The sequence below is a fragment of the Shewanella sp. BJSY2023SW007 genome (assembly GCF_047314525.1).
Lineage (GTDB): Bacteria > Pseudomonadota > Gammaproteobacteria > Enterobacterales > Shewanellaceae > Shewanella > Shewanella chilikensis.
In genome coordinates this window covers 38152-50905 of the sequence record NZ_JBKORL010000011.1, presented here as the reverse complement: position 1 = coordinate 50905, position 12754 = coordinate 38152, and the positions used below count along the sequence as shown (strand labels likewise).

The 12754-nt window shown below is 55.6% G+C and carries 9 protein-coding genes; 7 read left to right on the top strand and 2 right to left on the bottom strand.

Translation table 11 applies throughout. From position 1 onward, the window contains the following. The first annotated feature begins 81 nt into the window (after positions 1–81). The 6 genes from ACMHXE_RS02690 to ACMHXE_RS02665 all read left to right on the top strand — a co-directional run bounded on the left by ACMHXE_RS02690 (position 82) and on the right by ACMHXE_RS02665 (position 7094). Complete coding sequence (locus ACMHXE_RS02690) at positions 82–447, top strand: STAS/SEC14 domain-containing protein (RefSeq protein ID WP_025009267.1); 366 nt, start codon at positions 82–84, stop codon at positions 445–447. 79 nt (positions 448–526) lie between these two features. Next, positions 527–703 (top strand): DUF3012 domain-containing protein, encoded by a 177-nt coding sequence (locus ACMHXE_RS02685; protein WP_039034819.1) that lies wholly within the window; start codon positions 527–529, stop codon positions 701–703. Between the two features lie 97 nt (positions 704–800). Further along, entirely contained in the window at positions 801–1196 is a 396-nt protein-coding gene (locus ACMHXE_RS02680; RefSeq protein ID WP_165566083.1) for a hypothetical protein, read from the top strand. Between the two features lie 273 nt (positions 1197–1469). Beyond that, a complete protein-coding gene (locus tag ACMHXE_RS02675) occupies positions 1470–2738 on the top strand; it encodes a TolC family protein (RefSeq protein ID WP_101056485.1) in 1269 nt (422 codons plus the stop codon). 80 nt (positions 2739–2818) lie between these two features. Beyond that, positions 2819–3877 carry an efflux RND transporter periplasmic adaptor subunit gene (locus tag ACMHXE_RS02670; protein ID WP_226564672.1) on the top strand — a complete coding sequence of 353 codons (1059 nt, stop codon included), beginning with the start codon at positions 2819–2821 and terminating at the stop codon, positions 3875–3877. Between the two features lie 10 nt (positions 3878–3887). Further along, positions 3888–7094 carry an efflux RND transporter permease subunit gene (locus ACMHXE_RS02665; protein ID WP_413731299.1) on the top strand — a complete coding sequence of 1069 codons (3207 nt, stop codon included), beginning with the start codon at positions 3888–3890 and terminating at the stop codon, positions 7092–7094. Positions 7095–7277: 183 nt separating this feature from the next. On the opposite strand, the gene ACMHXE_RS02660 is transcribed toward ACMHXE_RS02665, so the two are convergent. Then, positions 7278–7859, bottom strand: coding sequence for a TetR/AcrR family transcriptional regulator (locus tag ACMHXE_RS02660; protein ID WP_208634720.1), 582 nt, complete (start codon positions 7857–7859; stop codon positions 7278–7280). A 73-nt stretch (positions 7860–7932) separates the two neighbouring features. After that, positions 7933–8484: a carboxymuconolactone decarboxylase family protein gene (locus ACMHXE_RS02655; protein ID WP_165565695.1), complete on the bottom strand. Its 552-nt coding sequence runs from the start codon at positions 8482–8484 to the stop codon at positions 7933–7935. 568 nt (positions 8485–9052) lie between these two features. On the opposite strand from ACMHXE_RS02655, the gene ACMHXE_RS02650 reads away from it, so the two are divergent. Further along, on the top strand, positions 9053–12730 hold the full coding sequence (locus tag ACMHXE_RS02650; RefSeq protein WP_413731297.1) for a DUF4132 domain-containing protein: 3678 nt from the start codon (positions 9053–9055) through the stop codon (positions 12728–12730). Positions 12731–12754 lie beyond the last annotated feature (24 nt).

Below are 12754 nucleotides of genomic sequence, written 5' to 3'. Positions count from 1 at the left end.
TAAACTTCCTGTACGGGATAACCCATAGTCATCAGATACCGTGCCATAAGCAGGTATCGAAGGTTCAATGGAGCTTTGCTTATGTTGTGTCAAATTCCGGATATTGCCAAAGGCGTGATCAGCTTGTTTGCCAGTGGCCGTATCACTGCCGAGGATTACCGCACATATCTGCGTCCCGCCATCAAGAGTTACCGTCAGGAGTGGGGCCAGGTCTGTCTTTACATAGAGGCAGATGTATTGTTGGAAGGCTGGGAGATGGCCTCACTCTCGGGAGCCGGTGAAGTGCAACTGCCTCCATTTGATGCTTTGGTATTTGTTGGTGGCCCTGACTGGGTCGGCAATGCGGTACGCTTGTTGGGGCCCTTTGTCAGCGCTGAACTGGCCTGGTATCCGCTGGAACATAAAGACGAGGCTATTCGTTGGATAGCCAAGCGTTCGGCCTGCTAGTTGTCAAAACCGCCTATAGGGTAAAGTCGGTTATTCTGCTATTCTGTGGCGATTAGGTAACTCAGATAAGGAAATTTCGATGTCATTATCCAAAATTTTTGCAGCATCTCTGGCGCTGGCTTTTGCCGCTGGATTGAGCGCTTGTGCCCCTGAAGTGGGCAGTGAAGCCTGGTGTAAGCAGATGGATGAAAAGCCCAAGGGTGATTGGAGCGCCAATGAAGCGGCCGATTACGCCAAGCATTGCGTGTTTAAATAACTGAACTTTATCTTGGCCTGTAGGTCTATTTGGGCACGGGCCATTTTACCCTTAACCGGAATTATCCTTGACTGTATTTGTCCGAAAATTGACTCATATGCTTATCGCCTTGGTGGTGCTGCAATTTTGCGCCGCTAATCTTGGCGCGCATCAGTTGCATCTGGGCAATCCGGCTGAGGAAGAGAGTAACCATCCTCATCTCAAGTTTGTCACCGAAGTCACAGTGATCAGCCAGTGTATCGATTGTACCTGTGAGTCAGAGACATCATCCGGGATGGATATTTCCAGTGTTACTCACAGTCATCTGCATTCTCATACTGAATCCCAACAGTTTGATCTCTGTCTCGACTGTCAATGTCATGGTGGTCACCTGTCTTTGCCTGTGACTCTGGCGCAGAGCCCGACTCCCTTGATGCATCCCAGGCCCCAGAGTCTGGAGTCCGCTTTCCAACCCTATTTCTCCACCCCGGATTACCGCCCCCCAATAGCTTGATTGACTGATTTCAGTGTTTGTGGTGTCCAGGCACAGTTTGCCTGTATTCCATGGCGCTTGCCTTGAGCTGTCTGCAGTCAGAGCCTTTAACCGCTTTAATCCTGACTATTTAACTCATCTCATGCGCTTTGGCTGATATAGCCGCAGCACTCTAGATCAGTATTCGATTCAACAAGCAAAGCATTAACCATTGACTTTAGATTTAACTCTAAGGTTTACCCTTTGGCCACATGATTTTATTGCGGCCATATAGGTCTTTCCCAAGGAAAGTTTATGTTGAAATTTATAGTCTCCATGAGTCTATTGGGGCTGGGAGCGCTAGCCTCACAACCGGCTTTTGCCGCCGATAAGCCGGATACTTCCTATCTCGTTGGCGGCACCGAGTCTGAAGTGTCATTGGCTTGGCTCGAGCAACTGATGCAGCGAATGAAAACCTTACCCGAGTTTCAGGCTCAGGAAGCGAGGATCCGCGAGGCCCAGTATCTGGCAAAGGGCGCCGATCGCGCCATCTACAACCCAGAGCTGGGCTTGAGTTATCAAAATGCCCCGGAAGATGACACCTACAGCCTGTCACTCAGCCAAACCATTGACTGGGGCGATAAGCGCGCCGCGGCCAGCGCATTGGCACTGACACAGTTGATGTTGCTGGAGAGTGATATCGCTATCGAACGTTCCCGCTTGTATGCCGAGGTGTTGCAGGCCCTGGTCGATCAGAGCCTGGCACAGAAGAAGTTGATGTTCGTGCGGGCGCAGCAAAACTATGGTGAGCAGCAGTTGCAGATAGCCAGGCAAAGAGCCGAGGTCGGTGATTTGTCCCAGACGGAACTGAATCTGATGGAGTTGGAACAGGCCAGTGCCATCAGTGAATTGGCGCTGGCCCAGAAGGCGCTGCTGGATGCCGATACCCGTATTCTGGCGCGTTTTGGCCGGGCAGAGCTGCCCTTTGGCAGCTTCGCCGACCGGCTAGAGTTGCCCGCAACCGAGGTGCCCATGCCGACACTGACCAGCGCCGGGTTGCAACTGGAGTTGGCGCGGCTGCAAGTCAATCAAGCCAAGGCCCAGGCGGCGGCCGACCCCAATATCAGCCTTAACGCCGAGAGGGAAGGTTCCGACAACAAGCTGGGGATTGGGGTCTCTGTGCCGCTGCAGTTGCGTAACGACTACAGCGAGTCGATTAAGGCGGCAATGGAGGCGGTCACCGCCGCCAGCGCCCAGTACCAAAGCATTGAGATGGCGCTCAAACAGCAACAGCAACAGTTCAACTACAGCTTACCCAGATTGAAGCAGAGTTGGCTCGACTGGCAACAGCAAGCCTTGGTGGCCGGTCGCAAGGCGGCCGAGCTTTTGGGGCAACGCTGGCGCAGCGGTGATCTCAGCACCAGCGATTATTTGACCAGTCGGCGGCAATTGGCCAGCAGTTTTCAAGCCGGTCTCGAACTGGAAGCCGCCCTCTATCAAAGTTGGCTCGAGTGGATGGGCGCTTCGGGGCAACTGCCCGGCGCACTGCCGAAAATAGCCGTATCCCAGGAGAATGTCCAATGACAGCCCCATACAGACTAAGGTTCCGGACAATGAACAAGACTCTACAATACCCACGGCTGCAGGCCGCTTTACTGGCGCTGATGTTGGGGCTGTCCAGCCCCCTGACTGTCGCCGCCGAAGATGGACATGAAGATGAGCATCAGGCGCTGCAGCTCTCAAGTGAACAACGCCAACTGGCTGGCATTCAGATCCAAGAGGTCAGCGTCGGTGGCTTTAGCCTCAACGCTTTCGCCAATGCCACCTTGCTGGTGGATCGCGAGCGTACTGTGGTGCTGACGCCGCAGCTGGAAGTGCGGGTGTTGGAACGGCATGTGGTGCCGGGGCAAGAGGTAAAGGCGGGTGAGCCCTTGCTGACCTTGGGTGGCGCCGCCGTGGCCCAGGCTCAGGCCGACTATATCAATGCCGCCGCCGAGTGGAGCCGGGTCAGTCGCATGAGCGAGAGTGCCGTCAGTGCCAGTCGCAGGTTGCAGACCCAGGTCGATGTCAGTCTAAAACGCGCCATTCTCAAGTCGCTGCAGATGACGGATCAACAGATAAAGGCGCTGGAAAGCCGTCCCCAGGAGATAGGCCAGTATCAGCTGTTGGCACCCATAGATGGTCGGGTGCAGCAGGATGAGGTGCGCCTCGGACAGTTGCTCGGCGCCGGTAGCCAACTGCTGCAACTGACCGATGAGCGTTCGCTGTGGGTGGCCGCCGAGTTGACTCCGGCGCAGGCCGAAGGCTTGAGTGAAGGCAGCGAGACTCTGGTGCGGATTGGCGATCGCAGTGTCAGCGCCAGCGTGATAGGGCGCTCCCATGAGTTGTCCAACGTGACCCGCACCGAGCGGGTGCTGGCGCGGCTGGATAACACTCAGGTGCGTTGGCATGCAGGTCAGTTTGCCGAACTGTTTTTGCCCGATCCCCGCGGCGAAGGTGTGATGCTGCCGGATGCGGCATTGAGCCGCAGTGGCGATGGCGATTGGCAGGTGTTTATCGAAGATGATGATGGTTTTGAGGCCAAAGAGGTGCAACTGCTGGCCAGTGAGCGCGGCATGAACCTGGTATCCGGCATAGAGCCCGGAACCCGGGTCGTTACCGCCGGCGCCTTCTTCCTGGCATCCGAGTTGGCCAAGTCCGGCTTCGACATCCACAACCATTGAGGAAAGCACTATGCTGCAATCGTTAATAGATTGGGCTATCCGCAACCGCTTTCTGGTGTTGCTGGCCTTGATTGTTGTTTTGGTGGTGGGGGTGTTTGCCCTGCCAAAGCTTAATCTGGATGCCTTTCCCGATGTGACCAATGTGCAGGTTACTGTCAATACCGAGGCCGAGGGGCTGGCGGCCGAAGAGGTGGAAAAACTCATCTCTTATCCGGTGGAGTCCAGCATGTACTCACTGCCTGCAGTGACAGAAGTACGTTCACTCTCCCGCACCGGACTTTCCATAGTGACTGTGGTGTTTGAGGAAGGCACAGATATCTACTTTGCCCGCCAGCAGGTGTTTGAACAGCTGGCCACCGCCAAGGAGATGATCCCGGACGGAGTTGGGGTGCCGGAAATCGGCCCCAACACCTCGGGTCTTGGGCAGATTTATCAGTATATTCTGCGAGCCGAGCCGGACAGTAATATCGGCGCCGATGAGCTGCGCAGTCTCAATGACTATCTGGTGAAGTTGCTGCTGATGCCGGTTGGCGGCGTGACCGATGTGCTCTCTTTCGGTGGTGATGTGCGTCAGTATCAGGTCAGGGTCGATCCCAATCGGCTGTTGGCCTATGGCCTGTCGATGTCACAGCTGGAGCAGGCGCTGAATGCCAACAACCGCAATGCCGGCGGTTGGTTTATGCCCAATGGTCAGGAGCAACTCGTGGTACGCGGCTATGGTCTGTTGCCTGCGGGCCAGGCCGGGCTGGACGCCATAGGCCGCATTCCGGTGAGTGAATACCAGGGCACGCCGGTTACAGTTGCTGACTTGGCCGAGGTGGGTTTTGGCAGTGAAATTCGAGTCGGCGCCGTCACCATGACCCGTCGGGACGACCACGGCGAAGCCAAGGCTCTGGGCGAAGTGGTTGCCGGGGTGGTGCTTAAGAGGATGGGCGCCAACACCAAGGCCACCATTGATGATATCGCCGAGCGCGAGCAGTTGATCAGCCAGGCGCTGCCCGAGGGGGTCACCTTCGAGGTGTTCTACGATCAGGCTGACTTGGTAACCAAGGCGGTGACCACAGTGCGTGATGCCCTGTTGCTGGCCTTTGTGTTTATCGTGGTGATCCTGGCACTGTTCCTGGTCAACGTACGGGCCACCTTGCTGGTATTGCTGTCAATTCCAGTCTCCATTTTGTTGGCATTGCTGGTGATGAGCTATCTGGGAATGTCGGCCAACCTGATGTCGCTCGGTGGTTTGGCGATCGCCATAGGTATGCTGGTGGATGGTTCGGTGGTGATGGTGGAGAACATCTTCAAACATCTGAGTGAACCGGATAGGCGCCATCAAGACCAGGCGCGGCAGCGCAGCGATGGCGAGGAAGACCCTTATCATGGTGAGGAAGATCATCACAGAGGTTCGATTGCCATGCGGGTATGGCAGGCCGCCAAAGAGGTGTGCAGCCCGGTGTTCTTTGCCACGGCGATCATCATAGTGGTGTTTGCGCCGCTGTTTGCCCTGCAAGGGGTCGAAGGCAAGCTGTTTCAGCCGATGGCGGTGAGCATCATCCTCGCGATGATCTCGGCGCTGTTGGTGGCACTGCTGGTGGTGCCGGCGCTGGCCGTTTATCTGTTCCGCAAGGGGGTGACTTTCCGGCAAAGCCCAGTATTGGCACCGCTTGAGCGGGCCTACCGCCCGCTGCTGCAAAAGGTATTGACCTCGCCTGGCAAAGTGGGGCTGGTGGCAGTAGTCATGTTGGGCATGAGCCTGTCACTGCTGCCAAGGTTGGGTACGGAATTTGTGCCTGAACTGGAAGAGGGCACCATCAACTTGCGGGTCACCCTGGCACCCACCGCGAGTTTGGAGACCTCTCTGGATGTGGCGCCCAAACTTGAGGCTCTGCTGCTGGAGTTTCCCGAGGTGGAGTATGCCCTGTCACGCATAGGGGCACCTGAGCTGGGCGGTGACCCTGAGCCTGTGAGCAATATTGAAATCTATATCGGTCTCAAGCCGTTGGATGAGTGGGCTTCTGCAGACAGCCGCGCCGAACTGCAACGCCTGATGGAGCAGAAACTCAGTGTCTTCCCCGGATTGTTGTTGACCTTTTCCCAACCGATCGCGACCCGGGTCGATGAACTCCTGTCCGGGGTCAAGGCACAGTTGGCCATCAAGCTGTTTGGTCCGGATCTCGATGTGCTGGCGGAAAAAGGCGAGCAACTGTCGAAACTGGTGGCCCAGGTGCCCGGCGCCGTGGATGTGTCTCTTGAGCAGATCACCGGCGAGGCGCAATTGGTGGTGCGGCCCAACAACGCGATTCTGGGACGTTACGGCATCAGCGTCGATGAGGTGATGTCGCTGGTGAGCACAGGCATAGGCGGCAGCAGTGCCGGTCAGGTGATCGACGGCAACGCCCGCTACGATATCAACCTGCGTCTGGCCAGCCGTTTCCGCCAGAGTCCGGATGCGATAGCCGATCTGCGTCTGGTGGCCACCAATGGGGCTCAGGTGCGTTTGGGCGAAGTGGCCGATGTCAGCATAGAGATGGCGCCGCCCAATATTCGCCGTGACGATGTGCAGCGGCGAGTGGTGGTGCAGGCTAACGTCTCCGGCCGGGACATGGGTTCCGTGGTGCAAGATATCTACAACCTGGTGCCCGAAGTACAACTACCGCCCGGCTATACCGTGATGGTGGGCGGTCAGTATGAGAACCAGCAGCGGGCCCAACAAAGGTTGAGTATGGTGGTGCCTATCTCTGTAGCGCTGATTGCCTTGTTGCTGTACTTCTCTTTTGGCTCTATCAAGCAGGTGGCACTGATCATGGCCAATGTGCCATTGGCATTGATTGGCGGCGTGCTGGCGCTTTGGCTCAGTGGCACCTATCTGTCTGTGCCCAGCTCTATCGGCTTTATCACTCTGTTTGGGGTGGCGGTGCTCAATGGCGTGGTGTTGGTGGATTCAATCAATCAGCGCCGCAACAGCGGCGAGTCGTTGGATCAGGCGGTGTTTGAAGGCACTGTCGGCCGTCTGCGCCCTGTGTTGATGACGGCGCTGACTTCGGCGCTGGGGCTAATCCCCATCTTGATGTCAACCGGTGCCGGCAGTGAGATCCAAAAGCCGCTGGCCGTGGTGGTGATAGGTGGCCTGCTGAGCTCAACCGCATTGACTCTGCTGGTATTGCCAACCCTGTATCGAGCCCTGTATCTCAAGAGTGACGAGGAGCTGGAAACCTTGGATTGATGGGACGATGACGCGCCTTGAGTGGAAGATGAGAGCCGCTTTGGGTTATGGCCGGACTGCCTACCTGGCCTGCGTCTAAGGCCTGCCGCTTTACGGTAGGCCAGGGCAGGGATGCCCGCTTTTAAAAGGAAAGTATGCCGGGGAACTGCTTTTTGCTGCGGCTTTGAACACCAATTACAGGGTTCAGATCTTATCGGCGCCGAGCATGCGTTGCAGCAGTTGGCTTAGCCTGGTTATTGTTTCTTGTGGTGTGGCATGGCCGCAGGCCACGGCACTGGCGACTTCATTGATGGCGCCATGTATGGCCCAGCACAGCAGTTTACTTTGTGGGGTTGGCAAATTGAGGTAATCGGCAAAGAGTTCGCTGTAGAAATCGGTGAAGAAGTCGCGAATATCTGTGGTGATATTCTGATACTCGGGATAGCCGCGCAGCGCCGCAACTATCGCCTCATACTCGGGGCCGCAGCGTACGGCGCAGTCCAGATAGGCACGGCAGACCAGAGTGCATAGCTCTGCCAGTGAGGTTTTTTGCTCCGCTTCGGCTTGTTTCACCGCCTCGACAAATTGACTGTCGTAGTGGCGGTACATCTGTGCCAACAATCCTTGTCGGGTGGTGAAGTGGCGATAGGTCAAAGGCTTGGTTACTCCTGCTCTTTGAGCCAGAGTGTTCAAGGTCAGCGCATCGGTACCGGCTTCGCGGACAATCTCACAGGCAACTTCAAGCAACTGTTCCCGGCGTTGATCTTTGAACATTCTCTTCTTCACGTATCCCCCACAGATAGCTGATTGAATTTAAATTGAAAAAGCGGCAATGCATCGCATTGTCGCTTCTCTTTTGTCACTCAGTATAGGGTTGCAGTGGAACCTTTGGAAAGTCGATTTTCGGCTGCACTGTATTGTTGACCCAGTTGCTGAAGTTATTCAGACCACTCCAGGCGCAGACCTGCATCACCTTGGCCTCACTGATCCCGGCATCCAGACAGGCCGTTAGCAAGGAGTCAGGCAACTTGCCTCTGTGTTGCAGTAGTGCCAGGGCGACATCCAGCAGCAGCTGATCTTCGCTGTTATCGGCCTTGCCTTGCTGCGCCTTGATACAGGCATCGGGGCTGAGTCCGGCACGTTTCCCGGAAAAACTATGGCCGCTGACACAGTATTCGCAGCCATTATAGTTGGCAACCGCCAGAGAGATCATCTCCCGTTGGGCCAGGCTCAGCAGACTGTGTTCTTCCAGATTGGCCTCAAACTCCAGATAGCCCTTCATGACCGCACCATTTATGCCCAGAGCCGAATAGAAGTTGGGGATCATGCCGTAACGACTCTTGATCTCCTGCAATATGGGTTTGGCCAGTTCATCGGCATTGTCCAGAGTGCACTTGGTTAACCTTTCCACACTAAAACTCCTGTTGCTGTTATTGGCCGTTTACGGCTAGGGCGCAACGGCAAAAAAATACCAAGCTGTGCCGGTCGGCTGCTTTGCCTGTCCTTGAAACGGACGGCCTCGAAACGGATGCTCTTGAAACAGATACCCTTGAAACAACATTCACCGACACTTTGCTGAATAAGTTACTCATGGTAACAAGCGCAAAGTTACCATTGGTAACTTTTATTTGCAATCTTTAGCTAGCTTGTTTTTTAAACAAGGTTTGAGACATTGACCATGACCCCTTGCCGGATATCACTGATTTTGCTGTTGGCGTGACCAAAGCCGCTGGCGGCTTTGGCCAATCAATCGCACTCTATGGGTAATATGGCGTCATCCCGGGGGAGGGCAGATCACACTTGGTGGCATCGAACTGTAACTGAGTGTTTTATAAGCGATATTATTTTTGCGTTTCCGTTAGAATTGCCCTTCCTCGTCCGAAAAGGAGGCTCGGCCGCCGGCTTAAGCAGGTGTTTACTGAATGTCTGCTATTGGGGGAAGGAAGAGATATTTGCTAATGACTCAAGGAATATGAGAGATGTTGGACGTATTAAAAAACAAGCTTGAAGCCCTCACCCGCCCCAATACAGACAAGTTACTGCTAGACGCTTGCCGGATTATCGACGAGCAGCAAACCGGTTTGGCACAAGCCGTCAGTCAGTATATTTTGAGCGGTGAACCTGTGGCGTGTCTGTCGCAGCTCCAGCAGCTCAGTGCCGGAGAAACACTGGCGCGGCCGGGTGTTTCCTATGGTTACGGACAAAATGATGAACGCTTGGTTCAGGCCCGTGATGCCATTAACCGGTTTGTGGCAACCGGTGCCTGTAATGAAGCGGCCGTTATGCGCCGTCTCGGCTTGGTGTGTCATGCCTGCAACCCCGACATAAGCATCTACAGCGTGCAAAACAGCTCGAGCGGTTGGCTCAATGGCGTGCTGATGCTGTTCAAAGAGTTGGCGGAAGAGTATTACGGTTGCCGTTTGGCGGGCAAAGATCTGCCCAGTCGTGACTATCTGGCCTCGCTGGTCGCGCAATATGAACACCCGCCCCATGAGCTGGAAGCCTTTATTCTTGAAGGTTCTGACTCTTATTATCACGATACTTTCCGCACCGCGCTGAGGAAGAGAACCGACTGGCTCAAGCTCAGTGAAGATCCTGAATATCTGCAGCTGTTGAAACAGTTGCATTTCAGCGGCCGTGAAACCTTTTGTGCTTTGCTTAATAAAGCCTGTCAGACCCTGTCACCGGCGCAGCTGCCGCTGGTCATGGCGTTGGCCGCCGATGGTTCGGCGACTGTCCGTGAAGAGGCCCTGAAACTGCTGAAAAAGAGCTCGCAACAAGAGCTGCTGGCGTTTCTGGAGCGGGAATTTCCGGCGGCCAAGGCGGCTACCCGTGGCCACTGGCTGGTTGTGGCCGGCCGCTATCCTGAAGCGACGCCCTTGCTGCAGCGCTGGCACAGTGAAGAGAAATCCGCCACGGTGAAAACGGCACTGGCGAAAATGCTGGATAACACGACCCGGCAGCAACAGAGTGAGCCGTTCAGCTGGGACATTCCGGCCGTTGCGGCCATTGATAATAACGTCAAAGTGCCTGAAGAATGGCTCGGTCTGTGTGAAAAGCAGTTGGCTAAAGAGATCAAAGAGTTCGAAGAAGATATTGCTGCAGCGGAGCACCCAGATGCCCCCAGCTACCTAAAAAGTTTTTTGGCCGACTACCGGAAAAGTCTGCAGCAGTGGCAGCAGATCAGCAGTACCAAGCTGCAAGCGGCGCTGATGGACCTCGAAAGAGGCCGGCAATCATCTCTGCCAGGGTTTTATTCTCTGATCAGCCACGCCGATCTCGACGAACACCCCAAGGCCTGTCTAAGGCTGATTTTGCGGATGGAACGCCATGAGCTCTCCTGCCATTCCTGGGAGCATATGCTGGGTCAGGAACATATTCTGAGAAGTCTGCAGGGGATGACGGATTTACGACAACTCTTGAGCCTGTGCAACCAAGAGAATCAACCCGCCGCGGCCTTGATTGAAGCCCTGTTTGGCTACGAAGGCCGGGAAGATGACTGGTTGCCGGCCGCCTGTGAACAACTGCTGATCTGGCCCTTCTTTGCCGAAAACCCCGACTATATAGAGCATGGTCTCAATGGCCGGGTGCTCAATGGAACCTATCGACACGATGCCAATCAGGTATTGATACAGACCTTGGCGATTCTGGCCGAATTTCCCAAGCTGCCGCAACACTGGCAAAGGAAGGTTCATGAACATGCCTTCAATGGCCGCAAAGCTATACAGGCGGCGGCTCAGTACTGCGCCGAACGCCACGGCGCCGATATCAGCCTTATCACTCCCGAGCTGGCCTCCGGCAGCAAGGATAACCGGGTGCTGGCCGCCACTTGGCTGGGTCGTCTCAAGGCGGCTTCGGCGCAGGAGGCATTGAGCCAGGCGCTGAATAAAGAGAAAGATATGCCAACCCGGGTAGTGTTGCTGGAAGCCTTGTTGCAAACCGGCGCCGATATCAGCCAGTTTCTCGGCAAGGAAGCGCTGCTGGCTGAAGCCAAGGCCGGCCTTAAAAAGGCGCCACCCAAGTCCATGGATTGGTTCCCGCGTGAATCGCTGCTCGCATGCCGTTTTGAAGACGGCAGCCCGGTCGAACCCGAACTTGTGTTCTGGTGGGTAGTCTTGGCGGTGAAACTCAAGCAGCCTCAGGGCAACCCATTGCTGAGTCACTATCTGTCGCTGCTGGATAGTGAAAGCCGTCAGCGCCTGGGGCATTTTATTCTGGCGGCATTTATCGCCCAGGATACAAGTGGTCCTTCGGATGATGAGGCATTGGAATATGCCAAGGCGCATCAGCAGCAGACCTTTCAATCTTATCAGCATTGGGCCAAATACGACTGGGGTCAGGAGTATCAACACAAGACCCTTGAGGATGCGTTTCAGGCCTGCTTTGCCGAGAAAAAGAATGAGCTCCAGGGCTCGGCCATCAAAGACAAGGGGATGTTGGCCCTGATCGCTGGCGGCGATGCGCAAACCCTGCTGGGCATGATCCAACCCTTTATGAAGAAGCGCTATGAGCGGCGGGCACAGATAGAGGCCATGTTGCAGGCCTTGGCCAACTCGGACGATCCTGTGGCGATTCAGTTTCTGCTGAGTATTTCGCGGCGTTATCGTACCAACTCGGTGCAGGAGTTGGCGCGGGCGCAAGTCAGTCAAATTGCGGCCCGTAACGGCTGGACTCAGGATGAGCTGGCGGATCGCACTGTGCAGACGGCCGGGCTCGAACATCTGACCCAGCCCAGCCCGTTTGAATTCGGCAGCCGTACTTTGGCGCTGGCACTCGGGGACGACCTCAAGCTGAGATTGCTCAACGAAGAGGGCAAGCTGCTCAAGAGCCTGCCACAACCTCGGCAGACAGACAACGAAGGCGATATTGCCGAAGTGAAAAAATGGTTCAGCAACTGCAAGAAAGAACTCAAGCAGGTGGTTGAACAGCAAAGTGCCAGATTGTATGAGGCCATGGTTACAGAGCGGCATTGGCTCGCCGCAGACTGGCAGCAATACCTGCATCAGCATCCGGTCATGTATCGCCTGTTGCAGCGCACCCTCTGGCAGGTGGAGATTGATGGTCAATGGCAAACCTTCAGACCCACGGAAGACGGTGTCTTTATCGATATTGACGATGAAGAGCTGCAACTGCCCGCTGCGGCGAGTATACGCCTGGTGAGCGGTAACCTGTTACCGGAGGCAGCGCTGGATGCCTGGCGTTCACATCTCAAGGATTACAAGGTCAAGCCGCTGTTCGAGCAACTGCGAAGTGCCGAAGTGACGTTGACTGAAGGCCAGGAGGCACTCAATGACCTGCGCGGCCGGATGACCGACTGCTATACCCTGCGTGGCCTGTTGACCAAGAAAGGTTATCAGCGCGGTGAAGCGGAAGACGGCGGTTTCTTTGATCACTACTTCAAGCGTTTCGATACCCTGGGGTTGAGAGTGGAGTTCGGCTTCAGCGGTAACTGCGTGCCGGAAGAAAACGAGGCCGCCGCCATCTATGACATCAAGGTCATGGAGCGGACCAATCCCCGCGGCCGTTATGCCCGCTACCGTCAACTGCCGTTGGCCGAGGTGCCGGTCAACCTGCTCAATGCCATCGCCGTTGACTATCGTGAAGTCGGCGACAAGTGTGTGGCAGATCCGGACTGGGAATCGAAACTGCCCTGGTAAAGGTCGATAACGGATGGATTAGGC